Origin of the sequence: Microbacterium esteraromaticum, assembly GCF_028747645.1 — a bacterium.
In the GTDB taxonomy this organism is placed as follows: Bacteria; Actinomycetota; Actinomycetes; order Actinomycetales; family Microbacteriaceae; genus Microbacterium; species Microbacterium esteraromaticum_C.
Genome location: NZ_CP118100.1, coordinates 2,417,847 through 2,437,885 on the forward strand (window position 1 = coordinate 2,417,847; position 20,039 = coordinate 2,437,885).

The following is a 20,039-nucleotide window of genomic DNA, read 5'->3' on the forward strand; positions in this document are numbered from 1 at the left end:
CGACACCCCGACTTCCGACACCACAGCATCCGATTCCACCCGAACAGCAGGAGAACATGACCACGACGACCAGGCCGGCTCAAGCCGCGCCCCCGATCAAGGCCAAGCAGCGTCTCGGCGACCGGGTCTTCTCGGGCACCGCGCTCGGCGCCGGCATCACAATCCTCGTCGTCCTCGTGGCGGTCGCGGCGTTCCTGATCATTCAGAGCCTGCCCGCGTTCGCTCCCGACACGACCGACAACCACATCCTCGAAGGTGACTCGTTCTGGCAGTATGTCGGACCGCTCGCGTTCGGCACGGTCTGGGTGTCTTTCATCGCGCTGCTGATCGCCGCCCCGATCTCGATCGGCATCGCACTGTTCATCTCGCACTACGCCCCGCGCCGCCTCGCCGGTGTGCTGGGGTACATCATCGACCTGCTGGCTGCTGTGCCGTCGGTCGTGTTCGGCCTGTGGGGCGGTCTGGTCCTCGCCCCGCTGCTGCAGCCGATCTACGCCTGGATGAATGAGAACATGGCCTGGGTGCCGTTCTTCGGCGGACAGGTCTCGTCGACGGGAAAGACGATCCTGACCGCCGCTCTCGTGCTTGCCGTGATGGTCATCCCGATCATGACCGCGATCTGCCGCGAGGTCTTCCTGCAGACGCCGAAGCTGCATGAAGAGGCCGCGCTTGCGCTCGGAGCCACCCGCTGGGAGATGGTGCGCATGGCCGTGCTGCCCTTCGCTCGCGGCGGCATGGTCTCGGCGACGATGCTCGCTCTGGGTCGCGCCCTCGGTGAGACCATGGCCGTGACCATGGTGCTCTCCCCCGCTGCCGTCTACAGCTTCCTCGTGCTGACGGCGACCAACCCGACGCCGATCCCGGCCAACATCGCCCTCGCCTTCCCCGAGGCGCACGACACGGGTGTGAACACCCTGATCGCCACGGGCCTCATCCTGTTCATCGTGACCTTCGCGGTCAACGCGCTGGCGCGCTGGATCGTCGCCCGCCGCGCCGAGTTCTCGGGAGCGAACTGACATGACCATGCAGACCCCCGCCTCCACCTCGCTCACCTCTGGTCGCCTGGCTTCGTGGGCCCCGTGGGCCCTGCTGGCCGCGTCGCTCGTGCTGTCCGCCGCCGCGTTCGCGGTGACCGCTCCCAACGGCAACCTCGCCGACTTCAACATCGCCGGCGCCGTGATCACCGGTGTGCTGCTGTACATGGTGCTCATCACGGCCATGTCGGCTATCGCCGAGAGCCGCCGCAAGGCTGTCGACCGGCTGATGACCGCGCTGGTCGCCACCGCGTTCACCGTCGCGCTGCTGCCGCTGATCTCGCTGCTGTGGACCGTCATCAGCAACGGCATCGCGCGGTTCGATGCCGAGTTCTTCAGCTACTCGATGCGCAACGTCGTCGGCGAGGGCGGCGGTATCGTGCACGCCATCTGGGGCACGGTGCTGATCACCCTGGTGGCGGCCCTGATCGCCGTCCCCGTCGGCCTCATGACCTCGATCTACCTCGTCGAGTACGGTCGCGGGCGCATCGCCAAGGGCATCACGTTCTTCGTCGACGTCATGACGGGCATCCCCTCGATCGTGGCCGGTCTGTTCATCTACTCGGTGTTCGCCCTGCTGATCCGCCCCGGCATCTCGATGGGCTTCATGGGTTCGCTCGCGCTGGCCGTGCTGATGGTCCCGGTGGTCGTGCGAGGCAGCGAAGAGCTGCTGCGGATCGTGCCCAACGAACTGCGTGAGGCCTCGTACGCGCTCGGCGTGCCGAAGTGGCTGACGATCCTCAAGGTCGTGCTGCCCACCTCGATCGCCGGTATCACCACCTCGGTGATGCTCGCCATCGCCCGCGTGATCGGCGAGACCGCTCCCCTGCTGCTGACCGCCGGGTTCACCGCCAGCCTGAACACCAACCTGTTCAGCGGGCAGATGATGACCCTGCCGGTCTTCGCCTACAACTCGTACATGAACCAGGGCACCAGCCCCGACGCCTCACTGGCTCGGGCGTGGGCCGCCGCGCTCACGCTGATCCTGATCGTCATGTTGCTGAACCTGCTCGGTCGCCTGATCGCGAAGTGGTTCGCCCCCAAGACCGCCGGCCGCTGAGCCGCATCCCGATTCCACCCGATAGAAGGAACCTCGTGTCCAAGAGCATCGAAGTCAACGACCTCAACGTCTACTACGGCGATTTCCTCGCCGTCGAGGGCGTGTCCCTCGAGATCCAGCCCCGCAGCGTCACCGCGTTCATCGGCCCGTCGGGCTGCGGCAAGTCCACGTTCCTGCGCACGCTGAACCGTATGCACGAAGTCATCCCCGGCGCGCGCGTCGAGGGTGAGGTGCTGCTCGATGGCAAGGACCTCTACGGCCCGGGCGTCGACCCCGTGCTGGTGCGCCGCCAGGTGGGCATGGTCTTCCAGCGTCCCAACCCGTTCCCCACGATGTCGATCAAGGAGAACGTGCTGGCGGGCGTCAAGCTCAACAACGGCAAGATGTCCAAGAGCGACCAGGAGTCCCTGGTTGAGAAGTCGCTGCGTGGTGCCAACCTCTGGAACGAGGTCAAGGACCGCCTGGACAAGCCCGGTTCGGGTCTGTCGGGTGGCCAGCAGCAGCGTCTGTGCATCGCCCGCGCGATCGCCGTCTCGCCCGAGGTCATCCTGATGGACGAGCCCTGCTCGGCCCTCGACCCGATCTCGACCTACGCGATCGAGGAGCTGATCGGCGAGCTGAAGAACGACTACACGGTGGTCATCGTCACGCACAACATGCAGCAGGCCAGCCGCGTCTCCGACAAGACCGCCTTCTTCAACATCGCCGGCACCGGCAAGCCGGGCAAGCTGATCGAGTTCGACGAGACCTCGACCATCTTCACCACGCCCAGCGTGCAGGCCACCGAGGACTACGTCTCGGGCCGCTTCGGGTGATTCCCGGGGCGCGCTGAGCGCCCGCACCGTCGGAAATCCCAGACGATCGTCTGCGGCCCCGGCGTGTCACATGCTGACACGCCGACCGGGTTGCTGATCGTCTGGGATTTCTGTTTGTCCCCAGGCGCCGTGTCGAGGCACGTTATGCACAGGGGTCGGGAATCGGGCATCCGCGGTCCCTGCCCGGCAGGCATTCTCGACGGATGCTGGTGCGCCTCGCCCTCTCCGAACTCGGCCGCCCCGCGCGCACGAGTGAGCTGAAAGCGCGCGGGGTTCCCGAGCGCGAACTCACCCGCGCCGTGCGCGACGGTGAGGTCGTGCGCGTGCGTCAGGGGGTGTATGCGCTCCCCGATGTGCCGGCGACATTCCGCCACGCCACAGAGCACGGCGGCGTTCCCGCCTGCGCCGAGGCGGCCCGCCTGCACGGACTGTGGGTGCTCGACGGCGCGGCCGACCACGTCTGGCTGGGCACCGCAGGCGTGCCGCACGGCCCATGCTCCCGGTGCACGCTGCACTGGGATGACGGAACCGCCATGATCGGCGAGCTGCCTCCGGTGCACAACGTGCTGCTGCAACTGGCCTCGTGCGAGAGTGAGGACACCTTCTTCGCGGCGTTGGAGTCCGCCCTGCGGCAGGCGAAGATCTCACCGGCGGGCATCGCCTGGCTGTGGCACCGTCTGCCGCTCGTCATGCGCTGGCTGGTCGGCTTCGCCCGCTCGGATGCCGACAGCGGCCTCGAATCACTCATGAGGCTACGGCTGCACACGCTCGGGATCACCGTGCGCTCGCAGGTCAGCATCCGCGGTGTCGGCGAGGTCGACTTCGTCGTCGGCGACCGGCTGCTGATCGAATGCGACGGACGCGAGAACCACGCCCGCGAGCAGAATCGGCACAAGGACCTGCTGCGCGACGCTCGGGCCGCCGCCCGGGGCTATGAGACGTTGCGCTTCGACTACGCGATGATCGTGCACGACTGGTCGAGTGTGCAGGCGGCGATCCTGGCGAAGGTCGAGGCCGGCGCGCACCTGCGGGCGCAGGATGCCCCGGACCCCCGTCGGAAATCCCAGACGAAGATCGCTCGGGGCGGCGCGTCGCGCCCCGACACGCCGCGCGCGGCGGCATCCGTCTGAGATTTCCGACACTGCGCACGGGGTACGGGGCCGAGGGCGCGGGGCGCGGGACACCTGGGCGCGGCTCAGCGCGGGGAGAGCAGGAAGGTGTTCAGTTCGGCGGTCAGAACGGCGTCGGATGCCAGTGGCTCACCGTCGATGGCGGTGATCGCCACTGCCAGTCGGATGCTGGAGACTAGCCACGCGGCATCCGCCCCCATCAGATCGGCCGTCGACAGCGTCGCATAGCGCGTACGGAGGCCCTGTGCCTCGAGGTACTCGAACACGGCCAGCTGGGTAGTGCCGTGCAGGATGCCGGCCGACGGAGCCGTGGTGATGAACTCGTCGCCGGAGCGGATGATGAGCGACGCGGTCGGCGCTTCGAGCACGTCACCGTCGCGGGTGACGAAGATCGCGTCGTCGGCGCCGCGTCGGTGCGCTTCGCGCAGCGCCGCCATGTTCACGGCGTACGACAGCGTCTTTGCGCCGAGCAGCAGCCAGGGTGCCCGCTCCCCCGCCCCGAGGTCGTAGCCGCGGTCGAGCGTGACCACACGCACGCCTTCTCGGCGCACGCGCGTGTAGTCGGGCGCGGTGGATGCCGTGACCCATGCCGTCGGCGCCGGCCCGTTCTCGACGCCACGGCTCAGGATGAGTTTGACCACGCCCTCGCCCTCGGGCGCCTGGGCAGCGGCAGTGGCGACGGCCTGTCGCCACTGCGCGAGGTTCGGGGCGGGAAGATCACACACCCGCGCGGAGTGCGCCAGGCGCTGCACGTGCGCCTCGACCTCGTTCGGATGCCCGTCGATGACGCCGATCGATTCGAAGACGCCGTCGCCGCGCTGTGTGCTGAGCTCGCCGACGCTCAGTGCGGGTGCGGCGACATCGACGGGGGTGAAGGTCTCGGAGTAGTCCGTGCGGGTGTCGGTCGCATCCGCGGGCGTGATCATGAGGGCGTAGCGCTGAGCCATGCGCTCAGCCTATTGCCCGGCGGCTTGTGCCCGGCAGAAGTGCCGCCCGTGAATCACCACGGCCGCGTACGCGTTAGACTGGAATCGGCCGGGCCGCATAACCCCGGGCTCCAACTTCTGCCGCTGCGAGCGGCCTTCCGCCGAGAGGCGTTCTTGCGGTCCGGTCTTTTTCATGCCCGCTCCCGGACCCGCCCAGGGCACCGAGCACCAGACGCCGCGCCGCGTTCTCAGACGAGGGTTCCGCGCCGCCAGGCTGTTGCCGACGCTGCGAGATCCTCGGCGTAGGTGCTCAGGCGCAGTGCCCGGCGGGTCAGGGCGCCGGCGCGCTCGGGCTCGGTCGCCTCGTAGTCGTCGGCCACGTGGGTCGCCCCGGATGCCTGCACCCGACAGTACGCGGCCGCCCTCTCGAGGGCGAGGGCGAAGTCGCCGCGGAAGACCCCGCGCAGGATCGCATCGACCAGGGCGACGATCTCTTGCGGGTCGGCGGGTGCGGGTGCACCGGCAATTGCGGCGTCCGGCGAGCGCAGTTCGACGCGCCCCCGCTCATACAGCAGCGCGGTCTGCTCGGCGTCGTTCCGCGTCGCGAGCTGCAGCAGATACAGCCGCCAGAGAGCGCCGGGCAGCGAGCGCGCCGGCGTATGAGACCACAGTTCGGCGATCTCGTCGATGCCGTGTTCAGCGGCGAACCCGATCAGCCGGTCGGTGACGGCACCGCTGTCATCGGTGCGCGCACGGTCGAGGAGTGCGGATGCTGTCGCGTGAGCCATGCGCGACTGCTCGGCCGGATCCTCGTGGCCGACCAGGTTGTCGAAGGCGGCCGTGGGGCGGCGGACGGGGCGGTGGAACTGCTCGGGCATCCCTCCAGGGTACGCGCGCTGCGCGCGACCGGCACCGGCCCGGCAGCGGCACCGGCACCGTGTGGTGGTCAGCTGGTCGGGATGACGATGACCGGGTCGGTCGTGGGTTGCCCTGTCGGTGACCCACCGGCGGCCTCGATCGTGACGGCGATGGCGTCACCGGGTTGCATGGGTTGATCCAGCAGGGCGGTCGCCTCGCCCTGCGACGTGTCGAACACTCCCGCGGCAATGGGCTGATCGCCGCGCACGAACCACAGCTCGTAGCTCGCATCGGCCGGCAGATCGTCGAGTCCGTGGGTGACGAGCACCGCTGTGCCCAGGGTGTCGGACCAGTGCGCCGTCGCGGTACCGCCGGCGACGGTCTGCACCGTCGCCTCATCGGCATCCTCGGCACCGAGGATCTGCTCCAGCGCGACGACGGCCTCGGGACGCTGCAGTTGCGCCAGCACGACAGCGGTGCCGATGCCGGCGCCGACCAGCAGCACCAGGCAGGCGGCGAGCGCGAACAGCATCCGATTCCAGCGACGACCGCCGGGCCCGCTCGTGCCGGGAGCGGGGACCTGCTCGGATGCCACCGGCGCTGCCTGCGGTGTCGTCGCGATCTGGGCGAGAAGGTTTTCGCGCAGAGCGGCGGGCGGAGCGATCGGCGTGAGCATCGCTCCCAGCGCGGACGCGGTCTCGAGCTCGGCGTCAAGGGTCGCCTGCCATTCGGGGTGGGCGGCCAGTGCGGCGGTGAGGCGCTGCTGGTCAGCATCCGACAGCGCGTGCAGGGCATGGCCGGCCGCGAGCTCGGAGAACTCCTGCTCGTTCATGTCGTCACCCCCAGTTCGCCGCGCAACCGCGACATCCCATCTCTCATCCTCGTCTTGACCGTCCCCAGGGGGATACCCACCAGGGCCGAGATCTCACTCTGGCTGTAGCCGCCGTAGTAGGCCAGAATCAGCGCCTCCTGCTGGGCCTCCGGCAGGATCTTGAGCGCACGTACCAGCCGGTGGCTCTCCAGCCGCGACTCCACTTCATCAGAAACCACGTCCCGCGCGGGGTCGAGGTCACGCGCACCGACGCGAACGTCCCGGTCAGCGCTGGACTGCGAGGCCCTCACGCGATCGACTGCACGTCGGTGGGCGATCGTGAGAACCCACGATCTTCCCTGCCCCTTGTTCGGAGCGAAACGCCCGGCGGATTGCCAGATCTCCAGGAAGACCTCCTGCAGCACTTCTTCGGCCTGCGAACGGTTGACGATGACGCGCAGGATCAGCGCGAACACGCGAGGCGAAAGCAGGTCGTAGAGCTCGGCGAACGCCTGCTGATCGCCGTCAGCGATGCGCAACAGGAGCACGGTGGCGTTGTCTCCCGCCGAGCCGTCCTCCGGCACCTCTACGCCGTCGATGACCATATCGACCAGCATGCCGCATCCTCTCTCGCTGCCCCTGTACGCCACTCCGTCACCCGAAGGTGAACGAGTACACCTCGACACCCTCGGAGACGTCGACGGTGAGCACACCCGTGTGCGGGTCGTCGTCGACGACCTGATACGAGCGCGGGGTCCCGTCGACGCGCAGTGTGCGCGTCGAGCCGTCATCACCACGCACCGTGACGTCGCCAGCACCGGCGAGGACCATACGGACCTCGGATGCCCGATAGTTCAGCCGGATGCCACTCTCCCCCGCCACAGGCGTGGCGTACTGCGTCTCGATCTGCCAGTCACCATCGAGAGCGAAGGAATCATCCGGTTGCTGCTGTGGCAGCGTGTAGCTGCCGCGTCCGGCCCGGTAGGCGCCCGGCCCGCCGTAGTTGACGTCCTTCGCCGAACCGAGGAAGGTCTCTCGTGTGGTCGCCCCCACCTCGGGGGTGACATCGGCGATCTCGGTGGCCTCGGGCAGGGACACCCTCGAATCTGCGTCCTGCAGCAGCTCGCGGATCATCTTCTCGGTGGCGGCGTAGTTGCCCTCACCGAACGAGATGTGGCGCACCGTTCCCTCGGCATCGATCAAGTAGTGGGCGGGCCAGTAGCGGTTGCGATACGCCGTCCACGTCGAGAGGGTGTTGTCGAGCGCCACCGGGTATTCGATGCCGAAGTCGTCGATCCCGGCGCGAACGTTGCCGGCGTCCTTCTCGAAGGCGTACTCCGGAGAGTGGATGCCGATGACGTTCAGCCCCGCATCGCGGTACGCGTCATCCCAGGCGACGACGTGCGGGATCGAACGCTGGCAGTTGATGCACGAGTACGCCCAGAAGTCGATCAGCACCACCTCGCCGCGCAGTTGCTCCAGGTCAACGCCTGCGCCGTCGGGGGTGTTCAGCCACTGCTCGATACCGCGGATCGCGGGAGCGGTGCCGCACTCCTCCAACACCGTCGCGCCGTTCGTGCAGTTGTCGAGCTCGCGGTTCTCATCGGTGACGAGCCCACCCAGGTCAAGCGCATCTCCGCGTTCTGCCAGATCCTGCTGGAGTCCGGCGGTGTAGTCGGGAACCAGCCGCTGCAGCATCTGCGGCACGTTGAAGATCAGGCCGACCGCCAGAGCGATCATCGCCACACCCGCGGTGATCCGCAGCATCCGCTCGCGCGAACGGAACGCACGGATGCGCTCGACCAACCCGCGGCCGGCGAGCGCGAACGCCAACAGCGGAGCAGCGACACCCACCGCGAACGAGGCGGTCAGCAGCACGGTGTCGAGCCCGATGCGTCCGGTGGATCCTGCCACGATGATCGCGGCCAGCACCGGGCCCGCGCAGGGGACGAACACGGCGCCGAGCGCCAACCCCACCCCGAACCCGCTGCCCCGGTTCTCGACCTGCTTGCGCGGGATCCACTGGAACGGCTTCTCGAGCAGGTGCTCCAGCCGCGGAATGATCAGCGCCAGTCCGAGAAGCAGCAGCACGATGATGCCCGCCCACCGCAGCACATCCTGTGGCAGGTTGAGCAGGCCCAGCAGCAGCGAACCGAGCAGAGTCACGAGCGTGAAGCTGAGCATGAGCCCGGCGATCACAAGAAACGGCCGGCTGCGTCGCGCCGGCAGGGCCTCTCCCTCGAACCGCGCGGACTGCGCGCCGCCCGTGAGGAAGATGACCGGCAGCACCGGCAGGATGCACGGCGAGATGCCGGTGATGAGGCCGCCCAGCAGCCCGATGATGATCAGTTCCATGATCCGCCTTCCGTTGCTGGTGCTTCGGCCCGGCACCCCGGATCGGATTGCTTCAGCCCGGAAATCCGCGGCGCAGAGAAAATTCTCGAGATTCTCCGATCCGATCTGGCGAGGCCTCCGAACAACCGTCAACGCCGCGGGAAGTCCGCGGCCCCGAACCCCGGAGGTTGAAATGCTCAGCACCAAGAAGAAGACCACCGCAGCTCTCGCCCTCGGCTTCGCCGGCGTTCTCCTGCTCGCCGGATGTTCGGCTGGGTCGGACACCGAGTCGGCATCGACCGAGCCCGAGGCCCCTGCGACGTCGGAAGAGGCAACCGACGACATGATGGACCCGGCCGCGAACCTCGTCGGACCCGGCTGCGCCGCCTACGCCGAGCAGGTGCCGGACGGCGACGGCTCGATCCAGGGCATGTCGCAGGACCCGGTCGCGGTCGCCGCGTCGAACAACCCGCTGCTGACGACGCTCGTCTCGGCAGTTAGCGGTCAGCTCAATCCGGATGTGAACCTGGTCGACACGCTCAACGGTGATGAGTTCACCGTGTTCGCACCCGTCGACGACGCGTTCGCGAAGATCGACCCCGCCACCATCGAGGCGCTGAAGACCGACGCCGACACGCTGTCGTCGATCCTCACGTACCACGTGGTGCCCGGTCAGATCGAGCCCGCCGACATCGCCGGTATGCACACCACCGTGCAGGGCTCCGACCTCGAGGTGACCGGCTCGGGCGAGGAGTGGATGGTCAACGACGCAGGCGTCATCTGCGGTGGCGTGCAGACCGCCAACGCCACCGTGTACCTCATCGACTCGGTGCTGCTGCCGACCGAATGAGTGCAGTCGCGCCAGTGGTGGGGACCGCTCGGCGCGAGAACTGAGAGGGAGTGCGGCTTCGGGGGATGCCGCACTCCCTCTTGTGCGTCTACCCGCCGGGCCGCTCGTTTCGCCCTGGATGATCACGTCGCCCTAGACTGGAGCCACGGGCCTCTAGCTCAGTCGGCAGAGCATCGGACTTTTAATCCGCGGGTCGTGGGTTCGAGCCCCACGGGGCCCACCGCACAGGTGTGTTCCGCACGCCCGAATCTCGATACGCGGCACGCATCGTTCACCGGCCGTTGTCCACACGGCCGCCCAGAATCACTACGGTTCGGAGCGTTCAACCGGAGGAGAGCAATGCACATGGTCGGCGTACGACGGGTATCCACACCCGTGTGCATGGCATCCTCGTTGGCATGAGCGCGTCGCTTGGCGAGCCGCCCCTCGGCGGCACGATCGAACAGATCCTGTCGCTGTTGCCGTCCTTGGTGCCGAGCGCGCAGCGCGTGGCACGGCTGTGTGCTGAGCGGCCGCAGGATGTCGTCGAGATGTCAGGAGCTGAGCTCGCAGAAGCTGCCGAGACCTCCCCCGCCACGGTCAGCCGTGCGAGCCGCGGGCTGGGATTTCGAGGGTTCCAGCACCTGCGCATGATGCTGTTGCGCGACCTCGCGGCCGAGGGAGCACAGCGACAGGAATGTCCGACGGGCACAGAAGGGTATCTGCGCAGCCTCGCCGAATCGGCAGGGACCATGTTGCAGACCTCATTGGCTTCCGTCGACCCCGACGCGTTCGATGCGGCGGTCGCGGCCATTGCCCGCGCGCGGCGAGTGCTTCTGGTCGGCACGGGCGGTTCCCACGCAGCCGCGCAAGCCGCCGCCATGGCGTTCACGATCAACGGGCGCCCCTGCGAGGCACCGAGCGATGGCGTCGTCGCTCAACTGACGGCGCGCGTGCTGAGCCACGACGACGTGTGCCTGGTGGTGAGCGCCAGCGGCGCCAACTCTCTGTCGCTGGCTGTCGCGGATGCTGCCATCGAGGCCGGTGCAACGGTCATCGGGCTGAGCAGTTTCGCTCGTCCTCCGCTTGCCTCCCGCGCCGCGCACATGCTGGTGACTGGTGCCCGTTTTCAGAGCTGGGACCAGGGCACGATGGCGAGCGGGTTGGTGCAGTTGCTCGCACTCAACGCCTTGCAGATCGCCGTCGCTGAACGAATGGCCGATGCATCCGAGCGCGCCCGCACCGCCGTACGCGAAGAAGTGCTCGACCTCGTCGCCGACGATGCCACAGACACGGATGAAGATGAAGATGTTACCGCCGAGGGCTATCGTCGTTGACCCCTCGTTAGTAGGAAATTAACTTTCCCAGATTCGAATGTAACCGCAAGCGAATTTCACGGGAGGGTCCCGGCATCATAGGTCGCTTGCGGGAAGCGACTCATGGGAACCATCCAGCTCTCGGGCATCGGTCGTAGCTTCAGGAGCACCGTAGCTGTCGGCGACATCGATCTGACGATCGAGGACGGCGGGTTCGTCGTCCTGCTCGGTCCCTCGGGGTGCGGCAAGACGACGCTGCTGCGCATGATCGCCGGCTTGCTGGAGCCCACCGCCGGTCGCATCCTGCTCGACGGCGATGACATCACCGAGCTGCCCTCGAAGAAGCGTGACCTCGCGATGGTCTTCCAGAGCTACGCCCTGTACCCGCACCTGAGCGTCCGCAAGAACCTCGCCTTCCCTCTTAGGGTGCAACGACTGAGCACCGCCGAGATCGAGCGGCGCGTCGAGGAGGTCGCAGAAAGCCTCGAGATCGGCCATCTGCTGGAGCGCAAGCCCAAGGAGCTGTCCGGGGGGCAACGTCAGCGCGTCGCCGTCGGGCGTGCGCTCGTGCGGAACCCGAAGGCGTTCCTGATGGACGAGCCGCTGTCCAATCTCGACGCGAAGCTGCGCACCCAGACTCGACACGAGCTGACCGCGCTGCACCGGCGGCTGGGCGCGACCTTCGTCTACGTCACCCACGACCAGGTCGAGGCAATGACGATGGCGACGAAGATCGTCGTACTCAACGCCGGCCGCATCGAGCAGTACGGCACTCCCGAAGAGGTCTACGATCGCCCCGAATCGGTCTTCGTCGCGGGGTTCCTCGGCAGCCCGGCGATGAACCTGATCGACGCGCGCATAACCACGAGCGACGGCGAGGTCGCCATCGAGGCAGACGGCGTCACCGGCCGGCTGTGGGCGGGACGCAGCGACGACCTCGACATCGTGCTCGGGGTACGCCCCGAACAGGTCGCCGTCGCGACGGCACCGCTGACCGGCCCCGGAGTGCGACTCGCCGGCCGTGTCGAGATCGTCGAGAATCTCGGCGGTGAACAGATCGTGACATGTCTCGTCGCCGGAAGCCGGGTCTTCGCGCGCACATCACGCGATCTGATCGTCACGCCCGGCCAGGACGTGACGCTGTGCGTCGCCGCCGAAAACGTGCACCTCTTCGATCGTGACTCCGGGCGACGACTCGTCTGGGTCGACGACGCCGAACCTGCCGCCGTGGCGGACACCGAACTCGCTGCCGTCTGAGCATCGCCCTCCTTTTCCCTTCTCCCTTCTCTACCCACCCCTCATCAAAAGGAACATCATGAAACTCCGTGCCCGTCGCGCCGGACTCGCCGCCACGGCGATCCTCGGCGTCGCCGCCCTTGCAGGTTGCAGCTCTGCCACCGGCTCCGCTGCGGACGCCTCCGGAACGCTTGTCGAGCTGTCGGACGACCAGCAGGTCGAGATCGTCTTCGAGTCGTACAACCTCGCCAACGTCGGCACCTGGTCGGATGCCATCAACCAGTTGCTCGAGGAGTTCATGGCCGAGCACCCGAACATCTCCGTCGTCGGTCAGCCGAGTTCCTCCGCAGGCACGGCGGCGAGCGTGCAGCAGCAACTGCTCGCCGGCGCCGCGCCCGACATCGCGCAGCTCACGTTCAACGAACTCGACTTCGCGGCGACCACACTCGGCGCGCAGAACCTGACCGCGCTGGTGGGACAGGAAGGTCTTGACGACCAGTTCGGCGGCGAGTACCCGTACCACGAGCGCGCCGCTGTGCTCGCGGACTGGGACGATGCCACCTACGGGCTCCCGTACGTGTTCTCGACTCCCGTGCTCTGGACCAACGCCGAGGCATTCGCGGCCGCGGGTCTGAACGCCGAGACGGTCGATCTGTCGACATGGGAAGCCGTCTCGGAGGCCGCGGCGACGATCACGGCCGCAACCGACGCGCCGTCGCTGAGCATCTCGTGCGTGATCACCGGAGGAAGCTGGTGCATGCAGGGGCTCTTCCGCTCCAACGGTGCGGATGTGCTCAGCGCGGATCGCGCATCGATCGAGTTCGGCTCCGACGCCGCGATCGACACCGTCCAGACGTTCACCGACATGTTCGAGTCCGGCATCCTCACCAACGAGGACTCCACCAGCCAGTACGAGGCGTTCGCCCAGGGCAAGACGGCCATTCATGTGAACACCTCTGCTCTGCAGGGCGCATTCATGATGGGCGCCGAGGCCGGCGGCTGGCAGCTGGGCGCACGCACGCTCCCCGCCTTCGACGATCAGGCCGTCGTTCCGACGAACTCGGGCTCGTTCCTGGCGATGTTCGCCACCGACCCCGCCAAGCAGGCCGCGGCATGGGAGCTCATGAAGTGGATGACGAGTGAGCGCGCGTACGAGATCATCTCCACTCAGATCGGCTACCTGCCGCTGCGCAGCAGCATGACCGAAGAGGGCGGCCCGCTGCACGAATGGGTGTCGCAGAACCCGCTCGTGGAGCCGAACCTGGAACAGCTCGACGCACTCGAGCCCTGGGTGTCGTACCCGGGCGGCAGCTACGCGCAGGTCGATCAGGTCCTGGCCACCGCGATCGAGGAGTCGATCTACTACGGCGCTGACCCGACCGCGACCATGCGCGAGGCGGCCGATCGCGCCCAGGGGCTGATCGAGTGACCGGCCACCCTCTGCTCGACGCGGAACATGCGGCATCCGAGCGCCGCCACCAGCCGCTCCGCGGGCTCTACAACCTGCGCGACACCGGCGGCTACCCGGCAGCATCCGGCGCCAGCCGCTGGGGCAAGCTGTTCCGGTCCGACGCCCTGCACCGGATCGACGATGCCGGACGTGACCGTCTCAGTGAACTGGGCATCACCCGGGTGATCGACCTTCGGGGCGCTGAGGAACGCCAGTCGTCGCCGAGCGCACTGGACGGCATGAATCTCACGGTCTATCACCTGCCGGTGTTCGATGACGCCGCTCCCGCCGCGCAGGCCGCAGGCGGTGTGGCCCTCGCCCCGGTGTACGACCACATCGTGGACCGACGCGGACGCCAGCTGGCCGCTGCCATCAAGGCCATCGCAGACACCCCGCAGGACGAGGCCGTGCTGGTGCACTGCACGGCGGGCAAAGACCGCACCGGCATCGTCGTCGCGTTCGCGCTGAGCGCGGCCGGCGTCGAACGCCGCGCTGTGGTCGACGACTACGCCGCCAGCGAGGAGAATCTGCGCGGCGAATGGGTCGATGCCATGGTCTCGTCGTTCGAGCAGCGTGGGTTCACCCTCACCCCCGACGTCCTCGGGCTCATCGCCGAGAGCCCGGCACCCGTGCTCGACACGCTGATCGACCGTGTTGAGAAGCAGCACGGGTCGGTCGCCGACTACCTGCTCGCGCACGGCCTCACCGGTGATGACCTCACGCGGCTCACTGCCGCGCTGGTCGACATCCGCACATCCGCCTGACCCCGACTCCAGAAACGAGACACATGTCCACTCTCATCGGACAGCACCCTGCTCCCGAACACTTCATCCTCCACGTCTCCGACACGCACTTCGTCGGCGACGGCGACCTGCTCCACGAGAAGATCGACTCGGACAAGAACCTCGCCGAACTCTTCGCTGGCTTCGAGAAGGCCAACGCCCGCCCCGAAGCGATCGTCTTCACCGGAGACCTCGCCGACACCGGCCGCCCCGACGCCTACCAGCGGCTTCGCGCCATCGTCGAGCCCGCCGCTGCCGCGCTCGGCGCCCAGATCATCTGGGTGATGGGCAACCACGACGAGCGCGTCGCGTTCCGCCGCGGTCTGCTCGACGAAGACGCCGATCAGTCCGAACCGGTCGACCGCGTCTACGACATCAACGGCTTGCGGATCATCGCCCTCGATTCGACACGGCCCGGTCAGCACTACGGTGAGATCACTGACGCGCAGCTCGATTGGCTGGCGAACGAGCTCGCCACCCCGGCGCAGGACGGCACACTGCTCGCGCTGCACCACCCGCCCGTGCCGAGCCCCCTGGGCCTGATGGGTCTCGTCGAACTGCGCGACCAGGAGCGCCTTGCGGACGTGCTGCGGGGCTCAGACGTCCGTGGCATCCTCGGGGGCCATCTGCACTACTCGACGACCAGCACGTTCGCCGGCATCCCGGTATCGGTAGCCTCTGCCACGTGCTACACCCAGGACCTCGCGGTGGCGCACCCGGGGGCACGCGGGCAGGACGGCGGCCAGTCCTACAATCTGGTGCACGTGTACGGCGACCGGGTGCTGCACTCGGTCGTGCCGATCGGGCAGTTCCCGACGGTGTACGAGATGACCCCCGAGATGCTCGAGGCGTTCATGAAGATGAGCGCCGACGAGCAGCTCGCGGCCGTCAACGGATCGGTGCAGGAGTAACTCCGGATGTTCGTCACCGTCACCGCACCTTCGCCGGCCCGCCCGGTCGGCGAAGGTGCGGGCGCACCCACGGCGCCGGCACGCCGTCGCCGTCTGCGCCCGCAATCGCTGCAGCCCTACCTCTATGTGCTGCCGGGCGTCCTGTTCCTCATCCTGTGGACGTACAGCCCGCTCGCGCAGACCTTCGGCCTGTCGTTCTACGACTGGAACCTGCTTCCGACCAGCCCCAAGACCTTCGTCGGCACCGACAACTATGCCGAGGTCCTCGCTCTTCCTGAACTGCACACGGCACTGCTCAACACCGTCGTCTACATCGCGGCGTTCTTCATGTTCTCTCTCGTGTTGCCGATCGCGATCGCCATGATGTCGCGCCAGGTCACGGGGCGCGCACGCACGTTCTACCAGGCGCTCATCTTCGTGCCGTTCCTGATCACGCCGGTCGCGACAAGCGCCGTGTGGCGCTGGCTGCTCGCCGAGCAGGGCGCCTTCGCCACGGTGCTCGCGCACTTCGGCGTCGACATGCCGAATGTGTTCCGCGACCCGAACCTGGCGATCTGGAGCATCATCGTGATCGTCGGCTGGCAGATGTTGGGGTTCGGCGTCCTCGTCGTCGCTGCGGGCTTCGCCGGGATCGCCCCGGAGTACGCGCAGGCGGCTTCGCTGGACGGCGCCGGTTCCGGTCGCATCTTCCGGAGGATCACCCTGCCGCTGCTCTCGCCGACGCTCGTGTTCCTCTCGCTGATGACGATCCTGCTCGCGGCGCAGTGGACGTATCCGATCATCGACCTGCTCACCCAGGGTGGCCCGACCAACTCGACCACGAACATCTACTACCTGCTCTATCAGTTCGGGTTCCAGAACTTCGACGTCGGCATCTCATCGGCCGCAGGCGTGCTCTTCTTCGTCGGCTTCGGAGTCATCGCGTTCATCTTCCTCGAGCTGCAGGAGCGGCTCAGCTTCTACGACAACTAGGACCGACATGTCTTTCGTCACCGTCACCACTCCTGCGCTGGCAGCAGCGCCACGGCCGTCCGCCGCGCGCCGGCAGGGCGAAGAGGACGTCGCCGTCGCTTCGCGGAGCCGCGTCGGCACGGTCGTCGGGCGCCTCGTGCTCGTGCTGCTGGCCGTGTTCAGCGTCTTCCCCGTCTACTGGATGTTCGCCACCGCGTTGCGCGCCCCTGAGAACGCCCTCGACCAGACGCTGCTGCCGTGGCCACTGAGTCTGGAGAACTTTGCGTACGTCTGGGACACGATTCCGATCGGATCGATGCTGGTCAACACGTTCGTCATGGCGCTCACCCTGGCAACAGCCCAGCTGCTGATCGCCGTGCTCGCCGCCTACGGGTTCGCGGTGTGGAACTTCGTGGGCCGAAAACTGCTGATGTTCCTCTTCATCGGGTCCTGGCTCGTGCCGTTCCAGGTGACCATGATCCCCAACTACGTGCTGGTGTCGCAGATGGGGCTGCTCGGAACGATCGGCGGCGTCGTCGTACCGCAGCTCGCGGGCGCGTTCGCGGTGTTGCTCATGGTGCAGCACATGCGCGCGTTCCCGCGTGAGCTGATCGAGGCTGCGCACCTCGACGGCCGCTCGAGCTGGGCCACTCTGTGGTCGGTCGTTGTCCCGAACATGCGGCCGGCACTGGCGGCGCTGGGCATCATGGCATTCATCTCGGCGTGGAACGAGTACCTGTGGCCCACGCTGATCATGCGGCAGAGCGATGCACTGCTGCAGGTGGGCGTCCGCAGCTTCCTCAGCGCCGAGGGCAACAACTGGGGCGCCACGATGGCCGCCGCGGGACTCGCCTGCGTACCGGTGCTGCTGATCTACATCTTCCTGCAGCGCTACGTCGTCGACGCGTTCGTGCGCTCCGGCTTGAAGTAGGCCGCGCCTGCGGCATCCGCGGAGTGGGTGCGGGCCGGGAATCCGGTCCGCGCCCGCATCATGTCTGCTCCCCCGTGCGCACTCGATGGACGCGACGCGTCGTCGCCACACGCGCGCTCGGTGCCAGCGAGTCGAGGAACTGCTGCGCATCCTGCCCGGCCAATGACGGCACCCGCAGCACGTATCGACCGAAGATGACACCGATCACCAGTGTCAGTGCCGCCGTCGCTCGTGCGCGAGCATCGCGTCCGCCGAAGTATTCAACAATGCGGGCCATGACCTCTCGATCGAGGTATTCGAGGAACGGCTGGCGCACCTCTTCATCGGTCATCGCCATCTGCACGAGGTGCGTCAGCGAGCCGGACACCTCGGGACGCTCCCATGCCGTCGTGACGAGCACGAGCAATCGGATGCCGAGCGTGTCCGGATCGCCGGGGAATGCCCGCTCGAGAACCTCCGCCGGGGCCAGCTCTAACGCCATCGCCTGCGCGAACAGTCCTTTCTTGGAGCCGAAGTGGTAGGAGATGAGCGCCACATCGCACCCCGCCTTCTCGGCAATGGAACGCAGTGTGGTGCGCTGATATCCGCCACCGACGAACAGCTCACCCGCAGCCGCGAGAATCCTGGCCCGCCCGTCGTCAGCACCCCTCTTCGGACGCCCTCGTTGCTTATTCATCACGCTTGATCCTACTGACGCGTCGGCAGCAGGCTCGTCTCATCCGACCACGAGATGAGGAGAGCGAACGTGACCGCAGCGATCGACCTGGTAGGCGTCGACGTCGAGTTCAAACGGCGTAGACGAGCCCCGTTCCACGCCCTCAGCGATCTGACGCTGCGCGCCGAGCGCGGTCAGGTGACCTGTTTGCTCGGGCCGAACGGTTCCGGTAAGACGACACTGATCAACGTGCTGACGGGATTGCTCACCCCGACAGTCGGAGAGGTGAAGGTGCTGGGTCTGATCCCTCGTCAGAACCGCAGAGAGCTCCTGAGCCGCGTGGCAGTGGTCCCTCAGGAGACGGCACTGTACCCCGAACTCACCGCCCGGGAGAACCTGACCTTCCACGCCGGCTACTACGGGGTGCCGCGCGACCAACAGAGACGCCGGGTGGCCGAGGCGCTCGACCTGGTGCAGCTTCAGCAACGCGCTGACGATCGCGCGGGCACGTTCTCCGGCGGGATGCAGCGCCGACTGGCGTTGGGCAAGGCCCTCATGATGGCCCCGGACCTGTTGGTGCTGGACGAGCCCACGCTCGGGGTCGACGTGCAATCGCGAGAGGCGATCTGGGCGCGCATCCGCGAGACCGCCGCCGAAGGACGCGGTGTACTCCTGACGACGAACTACATGGAGGAGGCGCAGCGTCTGGGCGACCGGGTCATCATCATCGACCGTGGTCGGAACGTCGCCGCCGGCACGATCGACGAGCTCACCGCGGTCGTGCCCGAGCCCGAGCAGGTGCTGCGGCCGCAGGCGAGCCTGCAGGACGTGTTCCTGCACTACACCGGTCGAGACCTGAGGGATTGAGAGGACGTCATGCGATCCATCACGGCTCTGCTGTTCAAGGATCTGAAGGTAGCGTGGCGGGCTCCGCTGTTCGCATCGATCAGCATCCTCGTGCCCGTCGCGTTCACCTTTCTCTACGCGATCGTGATCCATGTGTCGACGACCGCGACCATCGCTGTTGCCGATGAGGACGACTCTTTCCGATCGCACCAGTTCGTCCAGGTCATGGAGGACATGCGCAACGACGACGGGCAGTACTACGAGATCCTCACGACGGATCCCGAGCGGGCACGAGAGATGTACTCCTCCGGCGAGGTCGGCGCGGTGCTGACGATCCCCGACGGCTTCGACGACGACCTCGCCTCCGGCCTCGCTCCGCAGGTCGAGCTCGCGCTGTTCAACATCAACTCCGACGGCACGAAGAACCAGCATCTGCGCCTGGAGCAGGCGTTGCGCACGTTCAACACAGAGGTTGTCCCGGCCTCTTCACCGCGTCTTCAGATCGTCGAGACAGCGGCGATGGAACATGACATCCCGATCACGATCTACCTGGGGTCGGCACTCATCCTGTTCGCCGCCCTCTACTCGGGCATCGTCAATGCCGGCGTCTCTCTCACCCGGGAGTGGGAGGAGCGCACCGCCAAGGCACTGATCCTCTCTCCTGCGGGCCCGGGCGTGCTCGTCGCGGGCAAGTGGCTCGCCAGCTTGGTGCTCTCGCTCGTGACGATCGGCTGCGCGACTGTCGGAATCGGCTGGGTGCTGGGCTTTCCGCTCGGTCGGTTGGGACCGTTGGCTCTCGTGTCGGTGATGGTCATCTGGGCGTACGGTGCGGCCCTGGGAACGCTTCTGGCCGTGACGCTGCGCCGCAGCCTCCCGCTGATCCCGATTGCGGTGATCCTCGCGGTCGGGCACTTTCTGGTCTCGGGGTACGAGTCGTACATCCGCGGTTTCGCTCACGGCGGGATCGCCGAAGTGCTGTGGCGGTCGACCGAGTGGATCCCCCTGCACCATCTCTTCGACGCCGTCCGGTTCGAGGCGGCCGGTCTTTCCCAACCGCCCGGGCTGGCCTGGGGGCTGGTGAGCAGCATGCTGATCGCCGCAGCTCTCGCCGCCTTCGCGATCGTTCGAGTCACCCGCACCGCGACATTCACCCAAGGACAATGA

At 67.3% G+C, this 20,039-nt stretch carries 20 protein-coding genes and 1 tRNA gene; 15 read left to right on the top strand and 6 right to left on the bottom strand.

From position 1 onward, the window contains the following. Positions 1–56 precede the first annotated feature (56 nt). From pstC to PTQ19_RS11595, 4 genes are all read left to right on the top strand, one after another. Positions 57–1,016, top strand: coding sequence for a phosphate ABC transporter permease subunit PstC (pstC, locus tag PTQ19_RS11580; protein ID WP_179410187.1), 960 nt, complete (start codon positions 57–59; stop codon positions 1,014–1,016). Between the two features lies 1 nt (position 1,017). Continuing rightward, positions 1,018–2,094, top strand: a complete 1,077-nt coding sequence (pstA, locus tag PTQ19_RS11585) for a phosphate ABC transporter permease PstA (protein WP_274367441.1) — start codon at positions 1,018–1,020, stop codon at positions 2,092–2,094. 35 nt (positions 2,095–2,129) lie between these two features. Next, complete coding sequence (pstB, locus tag PTQ19_RS11590) at positions 2,130–2,909, top strand: phosphate ABC transporter ATP-binding protein PstB (RefSeq protein ID WP_274367442.1); 780 nt, start codon at positions 2,130–2,132, stop codon at positions 2,907–2,909. A 203-nt stretch (positions 2,910–3,112) separates the two neighbouring features. Continuing rightward, complete coding sequence (locus PTQ19_RS11595) at positions 3,113–4,039, top strand: type IV toxin-antitoxin system AbiEi family antitoxin domain-containing protein (RefSeq protein ID WP_274367443.1); 927 nt, start codon at positions 3,113–3,115, stop codon at positions 4,037–4,039. Between the two features lie 65 nt (positions 4,040–4,104). Here the strand turns inward: PTQ19_RS11595 and PTQ19_RS11600 are convergent, their stop codons facing one another. The 5 genes from PTQ19_RS11600 to PTQ19_RS11620 all read right to left on the bottom strand — a co-directional run bounded on the left by PTQ19_RS11600 (position 4,105) and on the right by PTQ19_RS11620 (position 8,989). Beyond that, complete coding sequence (locus PTQ19_RS11600; RefSeq protein WP_274367444.1) at positions 4,105–4,986, bottom strand: aminodeoxychorismate lyase; 882 nt, start codon at positions 4,984–4,986, stop codon at positions 4,105–4,107. 227 nt (positions 4,987–5,213) lie between these two features. After that, positions 5,214–5,843, bottom strand: a complete 630-nt coding sequence (locus tag PTQ19_RS11605; RefSeq protein ID WP_274367445.1) for a DNA-directed RNA polymerase subunit beta — start codon at positions 5,841–5,843, stop codon at positions 5,214–5,216. A gap of 68 nt (positions 5,844–5,911) precedes the next feature. Further along, the gene (locus tag PTQ19_RS11610; RefSeq protein WP_179410181.1) at positions 5,912–6,655 is read right to left on the bottom strand and encodes an anti-sigma factor; all 744 of its coding nucleotides are present in this window, start codon (positions 6,653–6,655) and stop codon (positions 5,912–5,914) included. Continuing rightward, positions 6,652–7,239: an ECF RNA polymerase sigma factor SigK gene (sigK, locus tag PTQ19_RS11615; RefSeq protein WP_274367446.1), complete on the bottom strand. Its 588-nt coding sequence runs from the start codon at positions 7,237–7,239 to the stop codon at positions 6,652–6,654. Before sigK ends, PTQ19_RS11610 begins: the two co-directional genes overlap by 4 nt. A gap of 49 nt (positions 7,240–7,288) precedes the next feature. After that, positions 7,289–8,989, bottom strand: coding sequence for a cytochrome c biogenesis protein DipZ (locus PTQ19_RS11620; RefSeq protein WP_274367447.1), 1,701 nt, complete (start codon positions 8,987–8,989; stop codon positions 7,289–7,291). Positions 8,990–9,161: 172 nt separating this feature from the next. On the opposite strand from PTQ19_RS11620, the gene PTQ19_RS11625 reads away from it, so the two are divergent. From PTQ19_RS11625 to PTQ19_RS11665, 9 genes are all read left to right on the top strand, one after another. Next, positions 9,162–9,818 carry a fasciclin domain-containing protein gene (locus PTQ19_RS11625; protein WP_274367448.1) on the top strand — a complete coding sequence of 219 codons (657 nt, stop codon included), beginning with the start codon at positions 9,162–9,164 and terminating at the stop codon, positions 9,816–9,818. 147 nt (positions 9,819–9,965) lie between these two features. Next, positions 9,966–10,038 (top strand) — tRNA-Lys (locus PTQ19_RS11630). A 10-nt stretch (positions 10,039–10,048) separates the two neighbouring features. After that, positions 10,049–11,134, top strand: coding sequence for a MurR/RpiR family transcriptional regulator (locus tag PTQ19_RS11635; RefSeq protein WP_274367449.1), 1,086 nt, complete (start codon positions 10,049–10,051; stop codon positions 11,132–11,134). Between the two features lie 102 nt (positions 11,135–11,236). Further along, positions 11,237–12,370: an ABC transporter ATP-binding protein gene (locus PTQ19_RS11640; RefSeq protein WP_274367450.1), complete on the top strand. Its 1,134-nt coding sequence runs from the start codon at positions 11,237–11,239 to the stop codon at positions 12,368–12,370. Positions 12,371–12,428: 58 nt separating this feature from the next. After that, on the top strand, positions 12,429–13,778 hold the full coding sequence (locus tag PTQ19_RS11645; RefSeq protein ID WP_274367451.1) for an extracellular solute-binding protein: 1,350 nt from the start codon (positions 12,429–12,431) through the stop codon (positions 13,776–13,778). Then, positions 13,775–14,563 carry a tyrosine-protein phosphatase gene (locus PTQ19_RS11650; RefSeq protein ID WP_274367452.1) on the top strand — a complete coding sequence of 263 codons (789 nt, stop codon included), beginning with the start codon at positions 13,775–13,777 and terminating at the stop codon, positions 14,561–14,563. The genes PTQ19_RS11645 and PTQ19_RS11650 overlap by 4 nt, the downstream gene beginning before the upstream one ends. A 23-nt stretch (positions 14,564–14,586) precedes the next feature. Further along, positions 14,587–15,492: a phosphodiesterase gene (locus tag PTQ19_RS11655; protein ID WP_274367453.1), complete on the top strand. Its 906-nt coding sequence runs from the start codon at positions 14,587–14,589 to the stop codon at positions 15,490–15,492. Between the two features lie 6 nt (positions 15,493–15,498). Beyond that, positions 15,499–16,464, top strand: coding sequence for a carbohydrate ABC transporter permease (locus tag PTQ19_RS11660; protein ID WP_274367454.1), 966 nt, complete (start codon positions 15,499–15,501; stop codon positions 16,462–16,464). A 7-nt stretch (positions 16,465–16,471) separates the two neighbouring features. Beyond that, positions 16,472–17,374, top strand: a complete 903-nt coding sequence (locus PTQ19_RS11665) for a carbohydrate ABC transporter permease (RefSeq protein ID WP_274367455.1) — start codon at positions 16,472–16,474, stop codon at positions 17,372–17,374. A 58-nt stretch (positions 17,375–17,432) separates the two neighbouring features. Here PTQ19_RS11665 and PTQ19_RS11670 read toward each other — a convergent pair whose 3' ends face one another. Then, a complete protein-coding gene (locus tag PTQ19_RS11670) occupies positions 17,433–18,050 on the bottom strand; it encodes a TetR/AcrR family transcriptional regulator (protein ID WP_274367456.1) in 618 nt (205 codons plus the stop codon). Between the two features lie 69 nt (positions 18,051–18,119). On the opposite strand from PTQ19_RS11670, the gene PTQ19_RS11675 reads away from it, so the two are divergent. Beyond that, positions 18,120–18,896: an ABC transporter ATP-binding protein gene (locus tag PTQ19_RS11675; protein WP_274367457.1), complete on the top strand. Its 777-nt coding sequence runs from the start codon at positions 18,120–18,122 to the stop codon at positions 18,894–18,896. Between the two features lie 9 nt (positions 18,897–18,905). Beyond that, complete coding sequence (locus PTQ19_RS11680) at positions 18,906–20,039, top strand: ABC transporter permease (RefSeq protein ID WP_274367458.1); 1,134 nt, start codon at positions 18,906–18,908, stop codon at positions 20,037–20,039.

Coding starts and splice junctions, on each gene's coding strand:
- PTQ19_RS11600 (WP_274367444.1), bottom strand. CDS start 4,986: ATGGCTCAGCGCTACGCCCTCATGATCACGCCCGCGGATGCGACCGAC.
- PTQ19_RS11665 (WP_274367455.1), top strand. CDS start 16,472: ATGTCTTTCGTCACCGTCACCACTCCTGCGCTGGCAGCAGCGCCACGG.
- pstA (WP_274367441.1), top strand. CDS start 1,018: ATGACCATGCAGACCCCCGCCTCCACCTCGCTCACCTCTGGTCGCCTG.
- PTQ19_RS11625 (WP_274367448.1), top strand. CDS start 9,162: ATGCTCAGCACCAAGAAGAAGACCACCGCAGCTCTCGCCCTCGGCTTC.
- PTQ19_RS11655 (WP_274367453.1), top strand. CDS start 14,587: ATGTCCACTCTCATCGGACAGCACCCTGCTCCCGAACACTTCATCCTC.
- PTQ19_RS11670 (WP_274367456.1), bottom strand. CDS start 18,050: ATGAATAAGCAACGAGGGCGTCCGAAGAGGGGTGCTGACGACGGGCGG.
- PTQ19_RS11640 (WP_274367450.1), top strand. CDS start 11,237: ATGGGAACCATCCAGCTCTCGGGCATCGGTCGTAGCTTCAGGAGCACC.
- sigK (WP_274367446.1), bottom strand. CDS start 7,239: ATGGTCATCGACGGCGTAGAGGTGCCGGAGGACGGCTCGGCGGGAGAC.
- PTQ19_RS11680 (WP_274367458.1), top strand. CDS start 18,906: ATGCGATCCATCACGGCTCTGCTGTTCAAGGATCTGAAGGTAGCGTGG.
- PTQ19_RS11605 (WP_274367445.1), bottom strand. CDS start 5,843: ATGCCCGAGCAGTTCCACCGCCCCGTCCGCCGCCCCACGGCCGCCTTC.
- PTQ19_RS11620 (WP_274367447.1), bottom strand. CDS start 8,989: ATGGAACTGATCATCATCGGGCTGCTGGGCGGCCTCATCACCGGCATC.
- pstC (WP_179410187.1), top strand. CDS start 57: ATGACCACGACGACCAGGCCGGCTCAAGCCGCGCCCCCGATCAAGGCC.
- PTQ19_RS11645 (WP_274367451.1), top strand. CDS start 12,429: ATGAAACTCCGTGCCCGTCGCGCCGGACTCGCCGCCACGGCGATCCTC.
- PTQ19_RS11595 (WP_274367443.1), top strand. CDS start 3,113: ATGCTGGTGCGCCTCGCCCTCTCCGAACTCGGCCGCCCCGCGCGCACG.
- PTQ19_RS11660 (WP_274367454.1), top strand. CDS start 15,499: ATGTTCGTCACCGTCACCGCACCTTCGCCGGCCCGCCCGGTCGGCGAA.
- PTQ19_RS11610 (WP_179410181.1), bottom strand. CDS start 6,655: ATGAACGAGCAGGAGTTCTCCGAGCTCGCGGCCGGCCATGCCCTGCAC.